The organism is Mycobacterium shigaense (assembly GCF_002356315.1).
Taxonomy (GTDB): domain Bacteria; phylum Actinomycetota; class Actinomycetes; order Mycobacteriales; family Mycobacteriaceae; genus Mycobacterium; species Mycobacterium shigaense.
Map to the genome: position 1 here is coordinate 3,752,069 of NZ_AP018164.1, position 22,469 is coordinate 3,774,537.

Annotated in this window: 24 protein-coding genes, 2 tRNA genes and 3 pseudogenes; 15 read left to right on the forward strand and 14 right to left on the reverse strand. The window is 67.2% G+C overall.

Annotation, left to right across the window (positions count from 1 at the left end; genetic code table 11):
* The first annotated feature begins 29 nt into the window (after positions 1-29).
* The gene (locus MSG_RS17480) at positions 30-815 is read left to right on the forward strand and encodes an MmpS family transport accessory protein (protein ID WP_096441515.1); all 786 of its coding nucleotides are present in this window, start codon (positions 30-32) and stop codon (positions 813-815) included.
* On the opposite strand, the gene MSG_RS17485 is transcribed toward MSG_RS17480, so the two are convergent.
* Complete coding sequence (locus MSG_RS17485) at positions 812-2,155, reverse strand: MFS transporter (protein WP_096441517.1); 1,344 nt, start codon at positions 2,153-2,155, stop codon at positions 812-814. The two genes, MSG_RS17480 and MSG_RS17485, sit on opposite strands and share 4 nt — an antisense overlap.
* Positions 2,156-2,255: 100 nt before the next feature.
* Here MSG_RS17485 and cmrA point away from each other — a divergent pair, with 100 nt between their 5' ends.
* Positions 2,256-3,062, forward strand: a complete 807-nt coding sequence (cmrA, locus tag MSG_RS17490) for a mycolate reductase (protein ID WP_096441519.1) — start codon at positions 2,256-2,258, stop codon at positions 3,060-3,062.
* A 15-nt stretch (positions 3,063-3,077) separates the two neighbouring features.
* Here the strand turns inward: cmrA and MSG_RS17495 are convergent, their stop codons facing one another.
* A complete protein-coding gene (locus MSG_RS17495) occupies positions 3,078-4,646 on the reverse strand; it encodes a helicase HerA-like domain-containing protein (RefSeq protein WP_096441521.1) in 1,569 nt (522 codons plus the stop codon).
* A gap of 105 nt (positions 4,647-4,751) precedes the next feature.
* Between MSG_RS17495 and orn the strand changes: the two genes are divergently transcribed.
* Positions 4,752-5,399: an oligoribonuclease gene (gene orn / locus MSG_RS17500; RefSeq protein WP_096441523.1), complete on the forward strand. Its 648-nt coding sequence runs from the start codon at positions 4,752-4,754 to the stop codon at positions 5,397-5,399.
* Positions 5,400-5,445: 46 nt separating this feature from the next.
* A tRNA-His gene (locus MSG_RS17505) sits at positions 5,446-5,521 on the forward strand.
* A gap of 34 nt (positions 5,522-5,555) precedes the next feature.
* Here the strand turns inward: MSG_RS17505 and MSG_RS17510 are convergent.
* From MSG_RS17510 to MSG_RS17520, 3 genes are all read right to left on the reverse strand, one after another.
* Positions 5,556-5,789, reverse strand: coding sequence for a hypothetical protein (locus tag MSG_RS17510; RefSeq protein WP_142404496.1), 234 nt, complete (start codon positions 5,787-5,789; stop codon positions 5,556-5,558).
* A gap of 197 nt (positions 5,790-5,986) precedes the next feature.
* Positions 5,987-6,280, reverse strand: a complete 294-nt coding sequence (locus MSG_RS17515) for a hypothetical protein (protein ID WP_118915494.1) — start codon at positions 6,278-6,280, stop codon at positions 5,987-5,989.
* A 93-nt stretch (positions 6,281-6,373) separates the two neighbouring features.
* The gene (locus MSG_RS17520; RefSeq protein WP_096444635.1) at positions 6,374-7,570 is read right to left on the reverse strand and encodes a L,D-transpeptidase; all 1,197 of its coding nucleotides are present in this window, start codon (positions 7,568-7,570) and stop codon (positions 6,374-6,376) included.
* Between the two features lie 71 nt (positions 7,571-7,641).
* Here MSG_RS17520 and MSG_RS25700 point away from each other — a divergent pair, with 71 nt between their 5' ends.
* From MSG_RS25700 to MSG_RS17535, 3 genes are all read left to right on the forward strand, one after another.
* Positions 7,642-7,845: a hypothetical protein gene (locus tag MSG_RS25700; RefSeq protein ID WP_096441529.1), complete on the forward strand. Its 204-nt coding sequence runs from the start codon at positions 7,642-7,644 to the stop codon at positions 7,843-7,845.
* A 40-nt stretch (positions 7,846-7,885) separates the two neighbouring features.
* Positions 7,886-7,961, forward strand: a tRNA-Lys gene (locus MSG_RS17530).
* A gap of 138 nt (positions 7,962-8,099) precedes the next feature.
* A complete protein-coding gene (locus MSG_RS17535) occupies positions 8,100-9,896 on the forward strand; it encodes a DUF3556 domain-containing protein (protein WP_096441531.1) in 1,797 nt (598 codons plus the stop codon).
* On the opposite strand, the gene MSG_RS17540 is transcribed toward MSG_RS17535, so the two are convergent.
* The 5 genes from MSG_RS17540 to MSG_RS17560 all read right to left on the reverse strand — a co-directional run bounded on the left by MSG_RS17540 (position 9,848) and on the right by MSG_RS17560 (position 13,682).
* The gene (locus MSG_RS17540; protein WP_096441533.1) at positions 9,848-10,657 is read right to left on the reverse strand and encodes an ABC transporter permease; all 810 of its coding nucleotides are present in this window, start codon (positions 10,655-10,657) and stop codon (positions 9,848-9,850) included. The genes MSG_RS17535 and MSG_RS17540 overlap by 49 nt on opposite strands.
* Positions 10,654-11,826 (reverse strand): ABC transporter substrate-binding protein, encoded by a 1,173-nt coding sequence (locus tag MSG_RS17545; RefSeq protein ID WP_096441535.1) that lies wholly within the window; start codon positions 11,824-11,826, stop codon positions 10,654-10,656. The genes MSG_RS17540 and MSG_RS17545 overlap by 4 nt, the downstream gene beginning before the upstream one ends.
* Positions 11,823-12,551 (reverse strand): ABC transporter ATP-binding protein, encoded by a 729-nt coding sequence (locus MSG_RS17550; RefSeq protein WP_096441537.1) that lies wholly within the window; start codon positions 12,549-12,551, stop codon positions 11,823-11,825. Before MSG_RS17550 ends, MSG_RS17545 begins: the two co-directional genes overlap by 4 nt.
* Positions 12,552-12,818: 267 nt before the next feature.
* Positions 12,819-13,412 (reverse strand): TetR/AcrR family transcriptional regulator, encoded by a 594-nt coding sequence (locus tag MSG_RS17555; RefSeq protein ID WP_096441539.1) that lies wholly within the window; start codon positions 13,410-13,412, stop codon positions 12,819-12,821.
* A gap of 42 nt (positions 13,413-13,454) precedes the next feature.
* Entirely contained in the window at positions 13,455-13,682 is a 228-nt protein-coding gene (locus MSG_RS17560; RefSeq protein ID WP_096441541.1) for a DUF3618 domain-containing protein, read from the reverse strand.
* A 79-nt stretch (positions 13,683-13,761) separates the two neighbouring features.
* Here MSG_RS17560 and bcp point away from each other — a divergent pair, with 79 nt between their 5' ends.
* The 6 genes and pseudogenes from bcp to MSG_RS17585 all read left to right on the forward strand — a co-directional run bounded on the left by bcp (position 13,762) and on the right by MSG_RS17585 (position 17,003).
* Complete coding sequence (gene bcp / locus MSG_RS17565; RefSeq protein ID WP_096441543.1) at positions 13,762-14,238, forward strand: thioredoxin-dependent thiol peroxidase; 477 nt, start codon at positions 13,762-13,764, stop codon at positions 14,236-14,238.
* A gap of 9 nt (positions 14,239-14,247) precedes the next feature.
* A complete protein-coding gene (locus MSG_RS17570) occupies positions 14,248-14,697 on the forward strand; it encodes an SRPBCC family protein (protein ID WP_096441545.1) in 450 nt (149 codons plus the stop codon).
* 23 nt (positions 14,698-14,720) lie between these two features.
* Positions 14,721-14,786 (forward strand): annotated as a pseudogene (locus MSG_RS24950) (peroxiredoxin); the annotation flags it as partial.
* Between the two features lie 219 nt (positions 14,787-15,005).
* On the forward strand, positions 15,006-15,281 hold the full coding sequence (locus MSG_RS17575) for a hypothetical protein (RefSeq protein ID WP_142404497.1): 276 nt from the start codon (positions 15,006-15,008) through the stop codon (positions 15,279-15,281).
* 42 nt (positions 15,282-15,323) lie between these two features.
* Positions 15,324-15,791 (forward strand): nitroreductase family deazaflavin-dependent oxidoreductase, encoded by a 468-nt coding sequence (locus MSG_RS17580; protein ID WP_096441549.1) that lies wholly within the window; start codon positions 15,324-15,326, stop codon positions 15,789-15,791.
* A 30-nt stretch (positions 15,792-15,821) separates the two neighbouring features.
* Entirely contained in the window at positions 15,822-17,003 is a 1,182-nt protein-coding gene (locus tag MSG_RS17585) for an AI-2E family transporter (RefSeq protein ID WP_232011071.1), read from the forward strand.
* A gap of 29 nt (positions 17,004-17,032) precedes the next feature.
* Here MSG_RS17585 and dmpG read toward each other — a convergent pair.
* The 4 genes and pseudogenes from dmpG to MSG_RS17605 form a co-directional block, all read right to left on the reverse strand.
* Positions 17,033-17,791 (reverse strand): annotated as a pseudogene (gene dmpG, locus MSG_RS17590) (4-hydroxy-2-oxovalerate aldolase); the annotation flags it as partial.
* A gap of 25 nt (positions 17,792-17,816) precedes the next feature.
* Positions 17,817-18,515: pseudogene (locus MSG_RS17595) on the reverse strand (acetaldehyde dehydrogenase (acetylating)); the annotation flags it as partial.
* 36 nt (positions 18,516-18,551) lie between these two features.
* Complete coding sequence (locus tag MSG_RS17600) at positions 18,552-19,340, reverse strand: 2-keto-4-pentenoate hydratase (protein WP_373421182.1); 789 nt, start codon at positions 19,338-19,340, stop codon at positions 18,552-18,554.
* Between the two features lie 5 nt (positions 19,341-19,345).
* Positions 19,346-20,002, reverse strand: coding sequence for a TetR/AcrR family transcriptional regulator (locus MSG_RS17605; RefSeq protein WP_096441555.1), 657 nt, complete (start codon positions 20,000-20,002; stop codon positions 19,346-19,348).
* Between the two features lie 85 nt (positions 20,003-20,087).
* Here MSG_RS17605 and MSG_RS17610 point away from each other — a divergent pair, with 85 nt between their 5' ends.
* Positions 20,088-21,635 (forward strand): bifunctional 3-(3-hydroxy-phenyl)propionate/3-hydroxycinnamic acid hydroxylase, encoded by a 1,548-nt coding sequence (locus MSG_RS17610; RefSeq protein ID WP_096441557.1) that lies wholly within the window; start codon positions 20,088-20,090, stop codon positions 21,633-21,635.
* A gap of 7 nt (positions 21,636-21,642) precedes the next feature.
* Positions 21,643-22,467, forward strand: a complete 825-nt coding sequence (locus MSG_RS17615) for an alpha/beta fold hydrolase (RefSeq protein ID WP_096441559.1) — start codon at positions 21,643-21,645, stop codon at positions 22,465-22,467.
* Positions 22,468-22,469: the final 2 nt, after the last annotated feature.

Consider the following 22,469-nt stretch of genomic DNA (forward strand, 5'->3'; position numbering starts at 1 on the left):
CCAGGTACCCTGCAAACCATGAGGTGGACATGAACGATCCGCGGCCGACCGAGCGGTTTAGTCCTCCTCTACCGCGTTCGGGACCGACCGGGCCGCAGGGGCCGCCCTATGCGCCTCCCGCTGACCCCGCCTATGCCGATCAGGCACCGTGGGCGCCCACATACGGCGGCTACGCCCCGCAGTGGGCGCCGGGTCCGAACGAGACGAACCCGACCAAGCAGCTGCCGGCCCATTGGCAGCAGGACCAGCCGCCGCCGGGCGGGGCCCTGCCGCCGGAGGACCTTTCTCCCCCGCCGCCGGAGGGCCCACGATCGCCGCGTTGGCTGTGGGTCGCCGCCGGGGCGGCGGTGCTGCTGGTCGTCGCGTTGCTGATCGCACTGGTGCTCACGAACGGCGCGGTCAAGGACCAGACCGCCGTCCCGCCATTGCCCGCTATGCCCGGGTCGAGTTCGGAAAGCCCGACGCCCCCGCCGTCGACGCGCCCACGCACCCGGTTGCCGGTGCCGCCGCCCAGCGCTACCAACCCGACCGGGACGGCCACCCCCGGCGCGCAGCAGAACGTCGTCTACAACGTCGACGGCGACGGACGCGCCATCAGCATCACCTACTGGGACACCGGCGACGTCATCCAGACCGAATTCAACGTCGCCTTGCCGTGGAGCAAGCAGGTCAGCCTGTCGCAGTCGGCCGCTCATCCCGCGAGCGTGACGATCATCAACATCGGCCACAACGTGACCTGCACGGTCACCGTCGACGGCGTTCCGATGCGCCAGCGCACCGGGGCCGGCATCACCATCTGCGACGCCGGGCGCTAGGACGGCTCCAGCACCACGACGCTGTGCCGCGGCGGGACCCGAACCACCAGCATCGCCAGCAGACCCGCGATGAGCACCAGTGCGATGCCACCCAGGCCCGCGCGCACGGCGCCGAAAACATCGACGAAGACGGAGAACAGCCACGGCGCGACGAACGCGACCGCGCGGCCCGTCATCGTGTAGAGGCCGAACGCCACGCCCTCCCGGCCATCCTTGGCCATCTGCAACAGCAGGGCCCGCGCCGACGACTGCGACGGCCCGATGAACAAACACAGCAGCAGCCCGCAGACCCAGAACGCCACCGGACCCGATAGGACCATCAGCGTGATGGCCATCGCGACGATCGCGATCAGGGAGGCGACGATGACGGGCTTCGAGCCGATTCGATGATCGACGAAGCCGCCCAGCACCGCGCCGACCGCGGCCACCACGCTGGCCGCCACACCGAAGATCAGCACGTTGGCCTGGGAGATGCCGTAGCCGTTGACGCCCAGCACGGCACCGAAGGCGAATATCGCCGAAAGCCCGTCCCGGAAAAGGGCACTCGCGCCCAGGAAGTAGACCAGGTTGCGGTCCCGGCGCCATTCCGCGGACACCTCGGTCCACAACCTGCGATAGCCACCCAGCATCGACGTCGGCTGGTGCACCTCGACCGCGTCGGGCAGCCGGTGCGCGATCAGCAGCAACGGCAGCCCGAGCAGCGCCAGCCAGGCCGCGGCCGCCAGCATCGCCTCGCGGACATAGAGCCCGTCGTGCACCGGTACCCGCAGCAACCCGCGCACCGCGTCCGGGCCCGACCCGGAGCCGGCGATGAAGCCCGCGTAGATCAGCAGCAGCAACAGCACGCTGCCCAGGTAGCCCGACGCCCAGCCCAGGCCGGAGATCCGGCCGGCGGTCGCCGGCGTCGAGAGCTGCCGCAGCATCGCGTTGTACGGGACGCTGGCCAGATCCCCGCAAGCCGCGGTCGCACCCAGCAGCGCCAGGCCCACCCACAGGTAGCTCGGCTCATCACGGACCAGATACATCGCGCAGGTCAGCGCGACCGCCACCGCGGTCAGCACGCTCAGCACCACCCTCCTGCGATGGGGAGACTCCACCCACACGCCGACCAGCGGCGCCAACACGGCGACCGTCAGCCCGGCCAGCGCCCCCGCCCGGCCCAGCCAGCTGGCCGGGGTGGTGGCACCGGCGACGCCCACCCCCACGCTGCTGGTCAGGTAGACGGCGAACACGAACGTCGCCACGATCGCGTTCAGACCCGTGGAGCCGCAATCCCACAGCGCCCACGCCGCGACCTGGGAGCGCACCACCCTCCCCGAGGCCGATTCCGGCTCACCCATGCCCGGCACTCTATGTGCCCGGCGGCCGCCCTGCCGCGACCGGTTGTGCCGCCTCGCGGTGCGCGCGGGCCGGCGTCCCCGGCCTGTCTACGATTGGCTCATGCCGATACCAAACCCCAGTCCCGACGCTCGCGCCGTTGTCACGGGGGCATCGCAGAACATCGGCGCAGCGCTGGCCACCGAGCTGGCCGCACGGGGGCACAGCCTGATCATCACCGCGCGACGCGAGGATTTACTCAACGACTTGGCCGCACGGCTGACCGACAAGCACGGCGTCGTCGTCGAAGTTCGGGCGGCCGACCTCGCCGATCCGGCCGAACGCGCCAAGCTCTGCGACGAACTCGCCACGCGCAACATCTCCATCCTGTGCGCGAACGCGGGCACCGCAACCTTCGGCCCGATCGCCGGACTCGATCCGGCCGGCGAAAAGGCTCAGGTGCAGCTGAATGCCATTGCAGTACATGATCTTACGCTGGCGGTGTTGCCGGGGATGATCGAGCGCAAGGCCGGGGGCATTCTGATTTCCGGTTCGGCGGCCGGGAATTCGCCGATCCCCTACAACGCCACATATGCGGCCACCAAGGCGTTCGCCAACACCTTCAGCGAATCGCTGCGCGGCGAACTGCGCGGCACGGGGGTGCACGTCACGCTGCTGGCGCCGGGCCCGGTGCGCACCGATCTGCCCGAAGATGCCGAGCGCTCGCTGGTGGAGAAGCTGGTGCCCGACTTTCTGTGGATCTCGACGGAACACACCGCCCAGCTTTCGCTGGATGCGTTGGCGCGCAACAAGATGCGCGTGGTGCCCGGTTTGACGTCCAAGGCCATGTCGGTGGGCAGCGGATACGCCCCGCGCGCCATCGTCGCGCCGATCGTGGGCAGCTTCTACAAGAAGCTCGGCGGGGGTTAGGCCTGCTTGCGGCCGCTACTTGCGGCCGCCCCGGCCGCCGCCGAAGAGGTTGCGGACCACTTCGCGTATCACCGTGTTGATGCCGCTTTTCACCGTCGGGTTCTTCAGGACTTCCTCCAACACGGACGGCCCCTTCGGTTCGAAGGGTGCGGGCATCGGTGGAATGTCGAAATCCGTTGGCCGCGAAGGATAGCCCGACCCGGCGGGCGGCCGCTGCGACGGCGCCGCGGGGGCCGACGGCGGCGCCGGCCTCGAAGGGCGTTCGATCGTCCGGCCGTACTTGGCCTGCAGCGGACTCTTCTTGGCCGCGTCGGCGACGGCATCGTTGCCGATCGAGGCCATCAGCGACCGGGGCACCCGCATGCGCGTCCACGCGACCGGTGTGGGAGCGCCTTTTTCGGACAGCACCGTGACGACGGCCTCGCCGATACCCAGCGACGTCAGCGCCGACTCCAGATCGTAGGCATCGGTTTTCGGGTAGGTGCGCACGGTTTTGGACAGCGCCTTCTGGTCATCGGGCGTGAATGCCCGCAGCGCATGCTGAATCCGCGCCCCCAGCTGGGAGAGCACGTCGTTGGGCAGGTCGGTGGGCAGCTGGGTGCAGAAGAACACCCCGACGCCCTTGGAGCGAATCAGCTTGACGGTCTGCTCGACCTGCTCGAGGAAGGCCTTGGACGCATCAGTGAACAGCAGGTGCGCCTCGTCGAAGAAGAACACCAGGTTCGGTCTGTCCACGTCGCCGACCTCGGGCAGCGACGCGAACAGCTCCGCCAGCAGCCACATCAGGAACGTGGAGAAGATGACCGGCCGCAGCGACTGACCGCTGAACTCGAGCAGCGAAATGACGCCCTGGCCTTGGTCATCGGTGCGTTGCAGATCCTTCGGTTCGAACCTCGGCTCCCCGAAAAAGGTGTCACCGCCCTCGCCGCCGAGGTTGACCAGTGCCCGCAGGATCACGCCCGCTGTCGTCGGCGACACCCCGCCGAGGGTCTTCAGGTCTTCCTTGCCCTCATCGGTGGTTAGGTAACTGATGACATCGCGCAGATCGCCCAGTGTCACCAGCTCGCGGTTGCTCTCCTTGGCCCAGTGGAAGATCAGCCCCAGAGTCGACTCCTGGGTGGCATTGAGCCCCAACACCTTCGACAGCAGAACCGGGCCGAATCCGTCGACCGTCGCGCGCACCGGCACTCCGAGCCCGCCGGTGCCCAGCGACAGGAACTCCACCGGGAACCCCGTCGGCTGCCAGGCATCGCCGGTGTCCCTGGCGCGCGCGGCGGTCTTGTCGTTGGCCTCTCCCGGCGTGGACAGTCCGGACAGGTCGCCCTTCACATCGGCCATCAACACGGCCACCCCGGCGGCGGACAGCTGCTCGGCGATCAGCTGCAGGGTCTTGGTCTTTCCCGTGCCGGTGGCCCCGGCCACCAACCCGTGCCGGTTGATGGTGGCCAGCGGGATGCGCACCTGCGCAGTCGGATCGACGGCACCGTCGACGACGACGGTGCCCAACTCCAACGCCCGGCCGTCGACAGCGTAGCCGCTCGCGATACGCTGCGCGGCCCCGCCGGCAACCGATTCGCTACTCATCGTGGCGTGTCCCTTTTCTGCAATCGCGCACCCAGTTCGGCACCGCTCACCATACTTGCCAGGGGGCCACAGCCCCAACGCTCACATGGGCTTACGCTGAGCGCTGTGCGCGACGAATTGGTGTGGATCGACTGCGAGATGACCGGGCTCGATCTGGGCTCGGACAAGCTGATCGAGATCGCGGCGCTGGTCACCGACGCCGAGCTGAACATCCTGGGCGACGGGGTCGACGTGGTCATCCACGCCGACAATGCCGCGCTGTCGTCGATGATCGACGTCGTCACCGAGATGCACACCCGCTCGGGACTGATCAACGAGGTGAAGGCGTCCACCGTCGACCTCGCGACAGCCGAGGAGATGGTGCTCGACTACATCCGCGAACACGTCAAGCAACCCAAGACCGCGCCGCTGGCCGGCAATTCGATTGCCACTGACCGCTCGTTCATCGTGCGCGACATGCCCGGCCTGGACTCGTATCTGCACTACCGGATGATCGATGTCAGCTCGATCAAGGAACTCTGCCGACGCTGGTATCCCCGCATCTACTACGGCCAGCCCGCCAAGGGTCTGGCCCACCGGGCCCTGGCCGACATCCGGGAGTCCATCCGTGAGCTGCAGTTCTATCGGCGGACCGCCTTCGTGCCCCTGCCGGGGCCGTCTACCAGCGAAATCGCGCAGGTCGCCGCGGAGCTGGACGGCACGCCGGAGCCGCCAGACGAAAACGATTCGGCGACCGAGCCGCCGAGCCGCTAGTATCGACAGTCGCTGCTCGTGCCGGTCTGCCCGGCGCACAGCCATGGTGGGTGTAGTTCAGCTGGTAGAGCGTCAGGTTGTGATCCTGAATGTCGCGGGTTCGAGTCCCGTCACTCACCCCACAGGTCAGAGGTGGTATTAGCCCCTCTGACCTTTTTATTGCCCCGCCTGTGCGCCGCGGGTTTCCCGGAATTCCGCGCAAATCCCGAACAAGACGCCACGACCCTCACAGCCATTCAGACAACGGATCCGCTCGATGCTCGGCGTGAGCCACGCGCCCGCGGCGGTGCATTCCTGTTTCAGGTAGAGCACGACGGGGCCGTCGCATATCTCGCAGGTGTCTTCCTCGGTGTAGTACTTCGACGGCATCGGTGCTCCGTTGATCCTCATGAATCACCCCCCTGGGTGAAACTGCTGCGTAAAGCGTCCTCCATGGGACGGCCGCGCGTGGCAGCGCCACGCCGAATAGCGTGCCCGATGTTGACTGCCGCCCGTCATTCCCGGGGTGACGACAGCACTCGGTCGAGACAAGATCCCTTGCCTCACAAGAGGTCGGGGCGACGACTGCAACGGCTAGCCCCGGAGCGTCACTTGCCCGGGCGGATCGGCCTTTTCAACGTGCAGACAATGCTCCATTCGAAACGCAACTCCCCGCCCTTGTCATAATCGCTGAAGTGGTGGGCGACCTGGGTGCGTTGCACCGGCGACGCCACGACCTCCCACCCTTGTTCGCCGTAGGCGTTCAGCTGAGCGGTTGCCTCTGCTATCAGGGCGTCCAGCGACTCATTGGTGTAATAGACGAATTTGGTCTCCCAGCGCTGGGGATACCACTCACCGTCGGACGCCAACCACCAGCCCGGCCCGGGCGACGAAGTACTCATAATCTCGGCACCCTACTGGGTTCACATCGTCTGATCAGTGGTTCACATCGTCTGACAAGTGAATGCGACATGACGGAACGGTGCCGTGGCGGGTCAGGTGTTGGCGTTGCCCGCTTTCCACTGTGCCCAGGGCATGTTCCAGTCGCCGAGGCCCTCGGTGGCCGGCAGCGTCGGCCCCACGGTATTGATGACCTCGACGATATCCCCGCTCTTGCTGTGGTCGTAGAACCACTCGGCGTTGCTCGGACTGACGTTCAGGCAGCCGTGGCTGGTGTTGGTATGCCCTTGGGCACCGACCGACCACGGCGCCGAGTGCACGAAGACACCGCTATAGGACATCTGCGTGGCCCAGTCGACCTCGGTGCGATACCCGTTGGGCGAGTTGACCGGAACGCCGTAGGTCGAGGAGTCCATGATGATGTGCTTGTAGCGGCTGCCAATGATGTAGTCGCCGTTAGCCGTTGGGGTGCTGTCTTTACCCATCGACGTCGGCATGGTCTTCACGACCTCACCGTTGACGCGAACGGTCACCATCTTGGTGCTGTCGTCGGCGGTCGAGATGACCTCGTCGCCGATGGTGAAATGCGTCTTGACGTTGTCCTCACCGAACATCCCGTCGCCCAGGTCGACGCCATAGGTGTTGACCGCCACATCGATGGCCGTTCCCGACTTCCAGAAATGCTCTGGGCGCCAACGAACTTCGCGATTGTTCAGCCAGTAGAAGGCACCCTCGACGGGCGGGTTGGTGGTGATCTTGATGGCCTTTTGGGCCGCGGCGCGGTCCGCGATGTTCTCGTCGAACCGGATCGCCACCGGCTCGCCGACGCCGACGACCTCGCCGTCGCCCGGAGCGACGTAGGGCATCGTCAGGTGCGCAGGCGAGCTGGTCGAGAACGCCATCTGCCGGCTCGCCGCGCCACCCAGCCCGAGCGCCTTCACGGTGAGCGTGTAGTGCCGGTTGTAGCCGAGTTGCTCGGTGGTGGACCAATGCAGCCCGTCGGGGCTGAGCTGGCCGTTGATCGTCCGGCCGTTGTCGTTGACCATCGTGACCGACCCGAGCACCCCGTAGGCGACGCTTACCGTCACGGGGGCGTCGACCGTGACGCCGACAGCGCCGTCGGTCACCGAGGAGGTGAGCTTGGGGACCAGCAGATCGGCGAACGGCGTGCCCTTGTCGAAGATGACCTTCGCCGGCGCGGCGGTGTGGTTGCCGCCGCACGAAACGGCAACCACAGCAAACACGACCATCGAGGCAGCCAGCCAAAATCGGCTCCTGCGCAAAGGGGTCATCCAGCGACCTTCCGACTCGATCCAGGTATCTTGGTCACCGCTGACCAGCAATAGTGCAAATATTCTAATGGTTGGTCGCCGCCCTCAATGCCGACTTTTCGACGGTCGCGGTTCGGTGTCGCGATCGCCGGTGGCTACGCCGGCTGACCGACCGGCTCATGCGGGTCCTCGACCCGGTTGCCGGTCCCGACGGCCTCGATGCGCGTGAAATTGACGACGGCCGCGGCGATCACCGTGGCCGCCGCGGCCAGATCGGCGATTTCGCCCTGCGTTAGAATGTTTGTTATTGTCGCGGACGCGGTTCCGGCCGCCCACGCGCCGTTAGCTCAGTTGGTAGAGCAGCTGACTCTTAATCAGCGGGTCCGGGGTTCGAAACCCTGACGGCGCACCATGTGAACGTCACCGACGTGCCGACTCTGTCGTCCGTCGTAGATTCTGTCCCACCCTGTGGTTGCCGGTAGTAGTTTTTTCTCGGTGCCTGGCTGACGATGGGCACCCCTGGTGGAATTGCTGCGCCGAAGGAGCCGCGATGGGGTTCATCCAGCCCAACCTGCCCGTCGTCGACATGGCCGAGTGGGGCAACCTGCCCCGCGCCCAGCGCATCGTGCCGATGGTGCGTCACATCGCCGAGAACGGCTTCGGCACCCCGCTGATCATGCACGTGATGTACGGCATCAAGATCATGCTGTACATCCTCGGCGCCTGGACATTCGCCTGGACCACCGCGGGCATGGACGTTAAAGGCGGCTTCACCGACGTCGCCTCCTGGTGGACCGAACCCATCGTGTTCGAAAAGGCCGTGCTCTACACGATGCTGTTCGAGGTCGTCGGCCTGGGCTGCTGCTTCGGACCGCTGGCCGGACGCTACTTCCCGCCGATGGGATCGATCCTGTACTGGCTGCGGCCCGGCACCATCCGGCTTCCCCCGTGGCCCGGCCGGATACCGCTCACCAGCGGCACCAACAGGACCCCGGTCGACGCGCTGCTCTACGGCGCCCTGCTGGTATTGCTGGCCACCGCCCTGCTGTCGAACGGCACGGGCCCAATTCCCGCTCTGGGCACGACAATCGGCGTGCTGCCATGGTGGCACTCCGTCGCGATCCTGGCCGTCCTGGCCGTCCTCGGCCTGCGCGACAAGGTGATCTTCCTGGCCGCGCGCGGCGAGGTGTACGCGCCGCTGGCGCTGGTGTTCCTGTTCGGCGGGACGAACATCGTCGTCGGGGCCAAGGTGATCTTCATGGTGATCTGGCTGGGCGCGGCGACCTCGAAGCTGAACCGGCATTTCCCGTTCGTGATCTCCACGATGCTGGCGAACAATCCGTTCATTCCGTCGGGGGCGCTCAAGCGGTCGATGTTCAAGCACTATCCGGATGACCTGCGGCCCAGCGGTTTAGCGGGCTTCATCGCGCACTTCTCCACCGCCGTCGAAGGATTGGTACCGCTGGCGTTGTTCTTCTCGCACGGCGGCTGGCCCACCGCCATCGCCGCCTTCGTCATGATCGTGTTCCACCTGAACATCCTGCTGGCCTTCCCGATGGGCGTGCCGCTGGAGTGGAACGTGTTCATGATCTTCGGCGTGCTGTGGCTGTTCGTCGGGCATGCCGGCCTGGGGCTCGCCGATCTGACCAACCCGCTGCCGGTCGCCGTTCTGTTCGCGGTCAGCGCGGGAACCGTCGTCGTCGGAAACCTCTACCCGCGCAAGGTGTCGTTCCTGCCCGGCATGCGCTACTACGCCGGCAACTGGGACACCACCGTGTGGTGCGTCAAGCCGTCGGTCGACGACAAATTCCGCACCGGCTCGCGCGCGCTCGGCCCGCTGCAACACCTACAGCTCGAACGGCTCTACAAATCGAAAGAGGACACCGCCGTCCCGCTGCACCTCGCCCTCGCGTTCCGCGGCATGAACACGCACGGGCGCGCGCTGCTCACCCTGGTACATCGGGCGCTGGCGGGCTACGACGAGGACGACTACACCCTGTGCGAGGGCGAGACGCTCTGCGCGACCGTCCTGGGCTGGAACTTCGGCGACGGGCACCTGCACAACGAATACCTGATCGAGGCGCTGCAGCAGCGCTGCGGGTTCGAGCCCGGCGACGTGCGGGTGGTCATCCTCGACGCGCAGCCCATCCATATCCAACGGCAGGAGTACCGGCTGGTGGACGCGGCGACCGGCGAATTCGAACGCGGCTACGTCGACGTCCACGACATGGTGACCACGCAGCCGTGGGCCGATGACCTGCCCGTGCACGTGCAACCCCGCACCGGCGCCGACACCGCTCAGCGTGCCGACGAAAGCAGCCGCCGGGCGCCCAGGTCCAGCACGTAACCGATGAGGCCGATCACGACGATCAGGGCGACGACCTGACCGTAGGCCAGCTGGTCGCGCGCGTTGAGGATCTGATAGCCCAAACCCGAACGCACGCCCAGCATTTCGGCCGGTACCAGGACCACCCACGCAATGCCCAGCGCGACGCGCAGGCCGGTCTGCAGATGGCCGCGAATGGCGGGCAGCACCACCACCGTCAGCAGCTCGGTTCGGGTTGCCCCGAACGACTTGGCCACCAGCAGGTAGCCGGGATCAACGGCGTGCACGCCGGCCGCGGTGTTGATCAGGATGGGCCACACCGCCGCCGCGGCGATCAGGAAGATGACGGGCTGGTTGCCAATTCCGAACAGCGCCACCGATATCGGGGCCCACGACAGCGGCGAGATCATCCGCAGAAACTGCACGACGGGACGGGTGGCGCGATCGGCTAGGTCGTTCAGCCCGATCAGCAGCCCGGCGGGGACCCCGATGACGCCGGCCACGAGCAAGCCGACCAGCAACCGCCACAGGCTGACCTCGGTGTCGGACAGCAGCACCCCCCGGTCGTAGAGTGCGACGAGCGACCTGGCTACCCGACTGGGCGTGGTCTGGCGCAACAGCGACTGCGGCGCGGCGAGCACCGCGGTGGCCAGCCACCAAACCCCAACCGCCACAACGATTGCTAGCACGGGTGGCCACCAGCGTCGCAGCAACGACCACCTGGGCGTCGTCGCCGGTGCCACCACCGGGGTGTCGACGGAGCGGATTTCTTCGGTGGTCATAGCGGCTGCACCTGTTCGACTCGGGTCAGATCGGTTGGTAGGTCGAAGCTTCCGGCCCCGCCGTGCGCGGCCAGCGCAGTACGCACGAAGCTGTCGTCGACCAGCTGGGCGTGTGCGGTGGTCGGGTCGAGCCGGTTCAGGAATTGCCGGTCGCCGTCGACGACGGTCTCGTGCATGGCCTCGACCAGCCGCCGGGTGAAGCTCGGGAACGGGAACGGCTGGAAACCCAGCCGTTGGGGCTGCCAATCCGGATGCGCGAAGCGGTAATCATGCGCGCGGTAGGTCAACGCCGTCTTGATGGCCGGCACCGGCTGAGGCAGGTAGGCCCCGGCCGACAAGGTCGTCGCCGCCGCGGGCCGGTCGCTGTTGATGCGTTGCTGCGCAAGGACAATCGAGTTGACCAGGGACGCGGCGGCCTGCGGCCGATTGTCGATGAGGTCCTGGTGTGCCAGCACCACGCAGCAGGCGTGGTCGCGCCACACGTCGCCCAGGAAGGTGTGGATGCGCCCGATCCTGCGCAGCTGAGCCATCGCGTTGAACGGGTCCGCCACCACGTAGCCGCCGATCGATCCGTTGGCCAGCGCGGGCACCATGTCCGACGGGCTCATCACGATCAGCTCGACGGTCCGGGCGCCGCGGGAGGCGCTGCGGCGTACCACCGGCACCAGGTCGTGGGCGCGCAGCAGCTCCTGCAGGATGATGTTGTGAATCGACCACCAGAACGGAATGGCGACCTGTGTTCCCGCCAGCTGCGCCAGATCGGTGATGTGCGGCGCGACGGTCAAGGCCGAGCCGTTGGTATGGTTCCAGCTCAGCACCCGAACCGGGCTGCCCAACAGGAACCGCAGCTGGATGGCCGTCGGCATCAGCATGTGCACGGCGTCGACCTGGCGGGTGACGAACGCCTCAGCCAGCGACGCCCAACTGCGGAACAGCACCGGCTTGGCCGAACTCACCGCGCCCGGCTGATACAAGCCGGCGGCGTGGGCGATCAGCAGCGGCGCGGCGTCGGTGATCGGCAGGTAGCCGATGCGCAACTGTCCGCTGGTGTTGGTCCGGTCGACGCTCGCGGCGTGCGCGAGGTCGGCCAGACCGGCCAATCCCCCGGCCGCCGCCAGGCCGACCGTGCCGGCCAGCAGCGACCGTCGGGACAGCGGGCGGATGCTCATCGGGCGGCCACGCGGTAGTGGCCCAGGATCTCCTGTCGGAGTTCGTCGCCGCCCTCGCTCGGTCGCCATTCCTGGCGAATCCGCCCGTCGGCCCCGAGCAGCACGATGCGGCTGGCCAGCCGCATCGCCTCGTCGACGTCGTGGGCGACAACGACGACGGTGATGCCGAGTTCGGCGGCGAGGTCGGCCAGCCAGGCCTGCAGGTCGCCGCGGATCGCGGGGTCCAGTGCGCTGAACGGCTCGTCGAGCAGCAGCAGGCGGGGCCGGGTGGCGACGGCCCGGATGATCGAGACGCGTTGGGCCTGGCCGCCGGAGAGCTGATCGGGGAACTGGCCAGCCACCTTTTCGAGATCGAAGCGCCGCAGCAGTTCCTGCGCGTACCCGGCCTGGAAAGACTGCCGGTTGGCGGCGAATCGCCCGGCGAATACGACGTTTTCACCCGCGGTCAGCCACGGCATGAGCAGCGGCTGCTGAAAGACGACGCCGGTGTGCGGGCGGGCTGAGCCACTGCCGCCGTTGGCGGCCTGAGCCCATTCGACGGTTCCCGACGTGAGGCTTTCCAGTCCGGCGATCACCCGGAGCAGGGTGGATTTGCCGCTTCCGCTGCGCCCCAGGATCGCGAGGAAATCCCCATCATCGATGGTCAGGTCGATGCCGGCGAGCGCGTGACTATCAGTACCAAAACGCTTGTGGCCGTCAACTATTCGGACCGTGCCCGTTGCCACCGCAGTTGTCCTTTCGCCGGAGCCTGACACCGGCAACAGCCCGACGGTGTCACAGACAGACCGCTCTGTCTATTCGAGAGGGCGGAGGGTGTGGCCCGTCGGTCGGGCACCCTCCGCGGTGTCATCGTCGTCGCCGTGTCGACGATGCTGCGAAATGGTCTGCGATACAACCGCTTAGGGTCAATCGCGCGACCTACCGGGGGACCCACGCCACGCTGCGGCGACCACCATCCCTTACTTCGCGGAATCGGATCGCGCTGATCTGAATCAGCCGCAGGCGCGGACGATGCATTCGGCGGCCAGGCGACGGCCGAGGCGGATGGGTTCGACGGATTGGTCCAGCTTGGAGCCGGCCAGCGCGCCGTCGTAGAGCAGCTGAAGCTGCCGCGCCGTTTCGTCCGGACGCTCGGCGCCTGCCGACGTCATCAGCTCGGTCAGTCGCGAACGCACCCACTCGCGGTGCGCATCGATCGGTTCGAACCGTTCGCCGGGAAACTCCGTCGCCACATTGGCGTACAGGCAGCCCGGGAAGTCGCGGCGCAGCCCGTTGGCGATCGCCAGGTCGAAGAAGGCCAGCGCCTTGTCGGCCGGATCGGTCAGCTCCGCGGCGGCGGCTTCCCACTTGTCGCGGTCGGCACTGTCGAGCTGGGCGAGATAGGCGAGCACCAGCGCCGCCTTGGAGCCGTAGAAGTCGTACAGGCTGGCTTTGGCGCAACCGGATTCACGCAGGATTCGCTCGATGCCGATGGCGCGAATCCCGTGCGCCGCGAAGAGCTTTGTGGCGACCGCGAGCAGGCGATCGGCCGGGGGCGTCGACCGTCGCCTGGTCGGCGTCGCGGCCTGCCGGTCGAGGATCTCCATGACCTCCGACGCTAGCAGGCCGTAGACAGAGCTGTCTGTCTGTTAACGGTCCCTGATCCGCCGGATCACCACGAACACCGCCACAGAGCCGATCCCGGCCAGCGCGATGGCTACCGGCGGCCTCGTGACGAACGCGATGACCTTGATCTTGACGTGGTCGGCGAGGCGGCGGGGATTGGCGCGCTCGGCAAGCGAATCGACCGTCGCCGCGAGCTGGTCGCGGGCGAGGTCGATCTCCTGCTTGATGGCCTCGGGATCGCGGTCCGCCACGTGTCTGTCCTCCGTAGTCCCTGGTGCACCTGAGGAACTACCCTAGTGCCGACGCCAGGACGAACAGAAAGGACCCACGTTGACCGAGACCACACGGCTCGCGCCGGGCGACAAGGCTCCCGCCTTCGCCCTGCCCGACGCCGACGGCAAGAAGGTATCGCTGGCCGACTTCAAGGGCCGCCGCGTCGTTGTGTACTTCTACCCCGCCGCCTCCACGCCGGGCTGCACCAAGCAGGCCTGCGACTTCCGGGACAGCCTGGCCGAACTCAACGAGGCCGGCCTCGACGTCATCGGCATCTCCCCCGACAAGCCCGAGAAGCTGGCCAAGTTCCGCGACGCGCAGGGGCTGACCTTTCCGTTGCTGTCCGATCCCGACCGCAAGGTGTTGACGGCCTACGGCGCCTACGGCGAGAAGCAGATGTACGGCAAGACCGTCAACGGCGTGATCCGCTCGACGTTCGTCATCGACGAGAAGGGCAAGATTGCACTCGCGCAATACAACGTCAAGGCTGCACATACGTCAACATTCATTCAGAAGAAGATCTTGAGCTCTTAGGGTGTCGGGATGACCTCGGAATTTCGTGTCGAGCGCGTGACGTCCGCTGCGCCGGAACTGATTTACAGCATTCTCGCCGAGGCAGCCGCGTGGAAAGAATGGGCTCCGCTGGTGAGCTATTCCGAGCTAGTCAGGCAGGGAACACCCGACCCGTTGGGTGCGGGTGCCGTCCGCCGGATCGGCGGCCTGGGGTTTTTGAGGGTCGATGAGGAAATCCTCGAATCACGGCCACCTCACTACCACCGCTACACGGCCGTGCGCGGCATCCCGGTATCGAACTACCTCGGCGAAGTTCACCTCGACCCGGCCGAGGGCGGCACTCGGCTGGTCTGGACCGGCAGCTTCGAGCCGCGCGTACCGGGTTCCGGTCGGCTGTTGGCGACCTCTCTCGGTCTCGTGATCGGCGCTATCGCCAACCGCGCCATCGCCCTTGCCGAACGAGACGCAAGCACTCGCTAGGCGCGAAGGTCTGCGTGTCCGGTCTCGCGCAATACAACGTAAAGGCCACCGGCCACGTCGCCAAACTGCGGCGCGACCTGTCGGTCTAACCGATGGCGGCGGCCTCGTGGTACTCGGTGATCGGCCGCGCGACTCCCGGTTTGTCGCAGGTGAATCGCTCGCGGTACTCCGGGGTGTGGCGATCGAAGTGGTAACGGGCTCGAGTTGGGATCGGTAGGCGCCGGCGAGCGTCAGTATTTCGGCAATGGATCGCCGTGCGGTACGGCGCCACCGACAACGAAAGTCTTCCGATGCAAACACCTCGCACTGTGGGTCGCCTCGTCGCGGGCGCGCTGATCTCCGGCGGCATCGCCGCGGCCACCCTCGGCGTGGCCGCACCGGCCCATGCTGGGCCGTCGTACTGGCACTACTGCCCCGGCCAGAAGTGGGGCTATACCGTTCCGATCCCCCCGGGATTCGACCTAGGCGTCTGCCACTGGTTCGCCGTCACCGTGACCAACGGCCCCGGCGGCCCGGCGTATCACTTCGCGGAGGCCAATCCGGCAGACGTACCGGCGCCGTCGCCCGGCTTCCCCTGGCCGTAACGGGCGCCACTGCGCGGTGTGCGCTCGGCAATACTGATCCCCATGGACTCCCTTGCCCAGAAAGCGCTCAACGGATTCATCCGGTTCCACGACACCGTGTATCGGCGAACCCACGGGTGGATCGGGCACCGGATGATGTGGATCCCCAGCCTGTTGCTGCACACGGTCGGCGCCAAGACCGGCGAGCCGCGGACAGCGGCGCTGGCCTACGGTCGCGACGGTGCGGACTATCTGGTGACCGCGTCCAATGGCGGCGCTGCACGCTCGCCGGGCTGGTACCACAACCTGAAGGCTCGCCCGGACGTGGAAGTCAATGTCGGCCGCAGGCGTTTTCCTGCGACGGCACGGCCCGTCCTGCCGGACGACCCTGACTACGACCGGCTCTGGAAGATCGTCAACAAGGTCAACAGGGGCCAGTACGCCAGGTACCAGGAGCAGACTTCGCGCCCGATTCCCATCGTGGCGCTGATGCCCAGCGCTGAAGGAACCACGTTGTTGGCGGCGGACTAAAATTTGCCGATCCGTGCAAGGAGGGTGTAGGTGGTTGATGACGCAGAGCCACAGCACCAGGGCGGCGATCGAGGCCATCACCCCTTGGTCGGTCAGCCGCACGGCGACGACGAGGGACCGATCGCCGACGCCGAGCGGCAAGCGGCGCAATTGCGTTCCCGCGACCACAAACTTGGTCAGCGCGGTGAGCGATTCGACCGCCGTTCCCCGTTCGTCGTCGGATTGACCGCATCGGCCGGCGTGGCCGTGACCTACGGCGCGGTCTGCGTGCTCGGCGCGATGTCGTCGGTGTTGGTGTTGATCGGCGTCGCAATGTTTTTCGCGCTTGGACTCGAGACGGCCGTGTCGTGGCTGGTCAACCGGAAGTTGCCGCGCTGGGCGGCGGTGACCGTCGTGGTGACCCTGGTGTTCGCCCTTATTGGCGGGACCTTGGCCGCAACCATTCCCCCGCTCGTGCAAGAGGCACGCCAGCTCGCCGAGCAACTGCCGCATTACCTGCAGCACGCCCACGACCGCTCGTCGCTGATAGGCCGGATCGATGAACGCGTCCACCTTCAGCAGCGAATCACCGAGCTGGCCAACGGGTCCGGTCGCTTCACCGTCGCGGGGATCGTGCGCACAGGGTCGCAGGTGTTCGGGGTCGTGTCCCACGTCGGCATCGTGTCCATGCTCACCGTGTACTTCCTCGCGGACATGCGTCGCATCCGCGCCGGCTTCTACCGACTCATGCCCAACTCGCGGCGCCCGCGCGCGGTCCTGATCGGTGACGCGGTAGTGGCCAAGTTCGGCGCATACCTCTTCGGGAATGTGCTGACTTCGATCATCGCGGGGCTCGCAACGTCCGTGTGGTGTCTGCTGCTCGATGTGCCCTATGCGGTCCTGCTGGGCGTGGTCGTGGCCATCTTGGACCTCTTCCCCTACGGCTCAACCGTCGGCGGATTCATCGTCGCCGCCGTTGCGCTCAGCGTCTCGATCCCAGTCGCCATCGCGACCGTCGCCTTCTACATGGGCTTCCGGCTGGGCGAGGATTACCTGTTGACGCCCAGGATCATTGGCCGCGCTGTGCGCGTGCCAGCCGGCGTCACGGTGGTCGCGGTGCTCCTCGGCGCCGCGTGGCTGGGCGTGGTCGGAGCGCTGGTGGCGATCCCGCTCGCGGCGGCCCTGCAGCTGCTCGCGCAGGAGCTGCTGTTCCCGGCGCTGGACGAGGCGTAACAGCCCCAACCGGTTCGGCGCGAACCGCTCTAAGCCCGCGCCGCCTCGGGGTCGCCGGTGAGGTCGAGGGCGATGTCGACCAGCATGTCCTCCTGGCCACCCACCATGCCGCGACGTCCGGCCTCGACGAGCAACGTGCGCGCATCGACGCCGAATCGTTCGGCCGCCGCCTCCGCATGGCGCAGGAAGCTGGAGTACACGCCGGCGTAGCCGAGCGTCAGCGTCTCACGATCGACACGCACCGGACGCTCCTGCAGCGGGCGCACGAGGTCGTCGGCGGCGTCCTCGAGGAGGTTGAGGTCGCAACCGTGTCGCCACCCCATCCGGGTCGCGGCGGCGATGAAGACCTCCAGCGGGGCGTTGCCGGCACCGGCGCCCATGCCAGCCAGGGACGCGTCAATGCGCCGACAACCGTGCTCGACTGCGACCATCGAGTTGGCAACGCCCAATGCGAGGTTATGGTGGGCGTGGATGCCGACTTCGGTCTCAGCGCATAGCTTTTGGCGCATCGCATCGACACGCTCGGCGACATCGCGCATGGTCATGGCGCCGCCGGAGTCGACGACGTACACACAGCCGGCGCCGAAATCTTCCATCAACGCGGCCTGCTCGGCCAGCGCCTGCGGAGTGGTCATGTGGCTCATCATCAAGAAGCCCACGGTGTCCATGCCCATGTCGCGGGCGGCCGAGATGTGGTGTGCGGAAAGGTCGGCCTCGGTGCAGTGGGTGGCAACCCGCACCACGCCGGCACCCGCGCGGTGTGCAGCCGCGAGGTCGCGGATGGTGCTGGCTCCGGACCGAACTTGAAGTGGCGCCCGGTGATGTCGGTCGGACCCGCTCGATCATTGCCGCGATGGACGCATCGATGGCGGCATGGTCGCAGTCGCCCTCGACGAGGCAGTACACCGTGTTGCGCATGAGGACCGGTGGATCGGCCGGGTTGAGAACGATCACCGCCTTGCCCCGCTGCGCGCCGCCGACGACTTTCAGTGCGGTGGCTGTGGTCTCGGTGAACTCATCGATGTTGGCTCGGGTGCCCGGGCCCGCGGACTTCGACGAGATCGACGACACGATCTCGGCATAGGCCACCGGCGCCGACCGGCTCACCGCCGCCACGATCGGGACGGTGGCCTGACCCCCGCACGTCACCATGTTGAGGTTCGGCGCGTCGATGTGGTCCTCGAGATTGACCACCGGGACGCAGAACGGGCCAACGGCAGCCGGGGTGAGGTCGAGCACGCATATGCCCTTGTGACGCAACGTGTCCCAGTGCTTCAGGTGGGCCTCTGCGGATGTGGCGTCGAACACCAACCGGATCTGGTCGAAGCCCGGCATCGCCAGTAGCCCGTCGACTCCCTTCGAGGACGTCTGCACGCCAAGGTGTTTCGCACGCGCCAGCCCATCGGAAACGGGGTCGATACCGATCATCGCCGTCAACGTCAGCGGTCCGCCGCCGCGCAGGATCTTGAGCATCAGGTCCGTGCCGATATTGCCGGAGCCGATGATGGCCACGGGGAATGCCGGACTGGCCATGGGTTTCCTTTCGGTCTACGCGAAACTGAGGGCGACAGTGCCCAGGCCGGTGATCGTGGCCGATGCCCGGTCGCCGGCCTCGACAAACGCCGCGGTGGTGTAGGAGCCGGACATCACGAATTGCCCTGCCTCGATTGCGGTTCCGTACTCGGACAGGGCGTTGGTCAGCCACGCGACGGCCGCCGCCGGATCGCCCATCACGGCGGTGCCCTGCCCGGTCTCGACGAGGGCATCGTTGACCCGCAGCGCCGCGGTGGTGCCGGGCAGCGGCGGGGCGTCCGAGATGGGCACCCACTCGCCCACCACCACCGCGCCGGAGCTGGCGTTGTCGGCGACAGTGTCTGCCAGCGTGATCCGCCAATCGGCGATGGGGCTGTCCACGATTTCCAACGCCGCAGCCATTGCTTCGGTGGCCGCCATCACCTGGGTGACCGTCACCCCCGGCCCGCACAGCGGTGCACGCAGCAGGAACGCCACTTCGGGTTCCACCCGAGGCGTGCAGAATGCCCGCCTCGGCACCGCCGCCCCGTCGGCAAGCAGCATCGTGTCAAGGACGTAGCCGAAGTCGGGCTCATTGACGCCCAGCAGAGCCTGCATGGGTGCGGAGGTCAGCCCGATCTTGTGACCCAGCAGCCGCGCCCCCGCGCCGAGGTGTCTGGCGAGATTGCGTCGCTGCACCGAATAGGCTTGGGCCACAACGAGGTCCGCGTAGGTTTCGGTCAGCGGGGGGATCGGGCTGCTGGTCTCCCGCGCGGCGTACAGCCGCCGCGCGGCCTCGTCCAGTTGGCACTCCCGGGTGGTCAGCTCGGTCATCTGAACTCTCCCGACTCCAGGAGTTGGGCCGCCGACTGAAAGACCAGGCGGGCGTGCAGGTCGAACAGCTTGATCAGGTCCACCGAGTCACCACCGACTTCCTTGGCGATAAACAGCCCGTCGGCCCCGGCGATCGCGTAGGTGGTCAGCAGGCGCACGCCCTCCTCGTCGAGCCCGGGCGCGACGCCGCGCACGACCGCCTCGAAACGGTGAAAGGCCGCGTCACGAACCTGGAGGAACATCTCCCTGGCCCGCGGCTCGACCGGGCGGCGTTCCAGCGCCAGCATCAGCCCGAGGCGGATGAAGTCGGGCGCATCCAGCAGCGCCTTGGCGACCTGCGTCCCCAGCTCGGCCACCCGCTCCTGCACCAGGGCGCCGCCGGGCAGGTCCAGCGCCGTCAGCCACCGGCCGAAACTGCGTTCGATCACCGCCGCGATCAGGTCGTCCTTGTCGGCGAAGTGCCAGTAGATCGACGTCGGCGGCAGCCCGCTCTTCTTGCTGACCAGGGAGATCGTGGTGCCTTCGTAGCCGCGTTCGGTGGCGACCTCCGTCGCCGCATCGAGGATCCGCTCGCGCGACTGCTCCCCGTTTGCCCGGGTGCGTCGGCCGGCGCGGGATCCGGTGGAACCGGCGCTGCCGGTGCCTGCGGTCACGGTGCCTCCTTTTGGGTGTTGACGGTCACATTACGACAGCTTAATGTATGGAACATTACATTAATAGTCCCGCGAAGGGGTCGAGATGACTGACCAATACACCTATGACGTGGCGATCATCGGCTACGGCCCGGTCGGCTGCACGGCGGCGAACCTGCTTGGCCAGCTCGGCCTGAATGTCGTTGTGGTGGAACGTGATCCCAACATCTATGCGCGGGCGCGGGCGATCTCCACCGACGAGGAAGTCGTTCGCATCTGGCAGCAGGTGGGCCTGGCGGGCCGGCTCAACGCCGACATGCAGCCCGGCTGCGGGGCGAACTTCGTCGACGCGAACGGGCTGTCTTTCGTGAAACTGCTGCCCGTGTCCAGGGGTAACGGGCACCCGCCGCAGCAGTTCATCTACCAGCCGGCGCTGGAGACGGTGCTGCGCGAGGGGGTAGACCGCTTCCCCAACGTGTCCGTCCTGCTCAATCACGAATGCCTGCGGTTGGTCCCGCAAGGCGACAGCGTAGAGCTGATGCTCATTGATCTGACCGCCGACAAGTTTCGCCGGATCCGGGCCTCCTATGTGATCGCCGCCGACGGGGGCTCCAGCGCGACCCGCGCCCAGCTGGGTGTCGGTTTCGGTGGCCGCACGTACGCCGAGCGTTGGATCGTCATCGACACCAAGGTGCTCAAGGAGTGGCCGGGGCATGACCGGCTTCGGTTCCACTGCAACCCCGAACGACCCACGGTCGACTGCCCCACCCCGCTGGGCCACCACCGCTGGGAATTCCCGGTGCGCGACGAGGAGGACGAGAAGGACCTGCTGCACGAGGACGCGATCTGGAAGGTGCTGCGCGGCCAGGGTATATCGCCGGAGAACGTGCAGATCCTCGGCTTCGCCTGTTACAGCCATCACGTCCGCTTCGCCGACCGGTGGCGGGTGGGCCGCATCTTCCTGGCCGGCGACGCCGCCCACGCGATGCCCCCGTGGATCGGACAGGGCATGTGCGCTGGGATACGGGATGTGGCGAACTTGTGCTGGAAGCTCGGGGCCGTCCTGAACGGGTCGCTGCCGGAATCCGTGCTCGACACCTATCAGACCGAGCGGCTGCCGCACGTGCAGGAGGTGACCAACCGAGCGGTCAAGACCGGCAAGATCATCATTCAGCGCAACCGCTTCCGGGCGGCGGCCCGCAATCACATCTTCCGCACGGCGAGCAAGCTGCCCTACTTCCTGACCTGGCTGCGCGAGCACCGGTGGATACCCGACGCGCACTACCGGGAGGGTCTGCTGGCCCGCAACGGAAACCGGGCCGTGGGATGGCTCATCCCGCAGCCCCGGGTCCTCGACGAAAAGGGCGACAGCGTGCGCCTCGACGACGTGGTCGGCGGCCGCTGGACCGTGCTGCACGCCGGGCGTACATCCCATTGGCCGGACTGGCAAGCCGCCGGGGTTCACGCCCTGGAAGTTATTCCCCCCCAAAGCATTCCGCGCGCCGATTGCATCGTCGACAGCGACGGATCGCTGACCGCCTGGCTGGACAAGAAGGGCGCCTCGGCGGTGGCCGTGCGGCCGGACGGGTTCGTCTACGCCGGCGCCGCCCACGGTCAACCCCTCCCGCCGCCGCCGACCGGCTTCAAGGCGTAGGAGGGCCATGAACACGAACACGAACACGAACACCGAACGCATCGTCAGCGTCAGCGTCAAAGGAAAGGACATCTTCGTCGCCGAGACCGGTGCCGGACCGGCCGTCGTACTGCTGCACGGCGGCGGGCCGGGCGCGTCGGGTGCCTCGAACTACTCCCGCAACATCCAACCGCTCGCCGAGAACTTTCGTGTCCTCGTTCCGGACATGCCCGGCTACGGCCGTTCCGCCAAAGGCGTCGACCGGCGGGATCCGTTCGGATACCTCGCCGATCACATCCGGGGGATGCTCGACGAACTCGGCATCGACAGCGCGCACCTGGTCGGCAACTCCTACGGCGGATCGTGTGCGCTGCGGCTGGCTTTGGACACCCCGCACCGGGTGAACAAGCTGGTGCTGATGGGTCCCGGTGGCGTCGGGACTACCCGCGGGCTGCCCACCGAGGGCCTCCGGAGCCTGCTGGCCTACTACGGCGGCGACGGGCCGAGCCTGGAGAAGCTGCGCACGTTCATCCGCTCCTACCTCGTGTACGACGGCGACGCCGTGCCGGACTCGCTGATCGAGTCGCGCTACCAAGCGTCGATCGACCCGGAGGTGATCGCCAATCCGCCGCTCCAACGGCCGTCCGGCATGCGGACTCTGTGGCGGATGGACTTCACCCGCGACCACCGGCTGGTCGACCTTGCGACGCCGACGCTCGTAATCTGGGGCCGCGACGACAAGGTGAACAAGCCCAGCGGCGCGGCGATGCTGGCCGCCAACACCGGCCACTGGGTCCAGTGGGAGCGCGCTGAATTGTTCAACGCGGTCACCGCTGCGTTCCTGAAAACCTAACC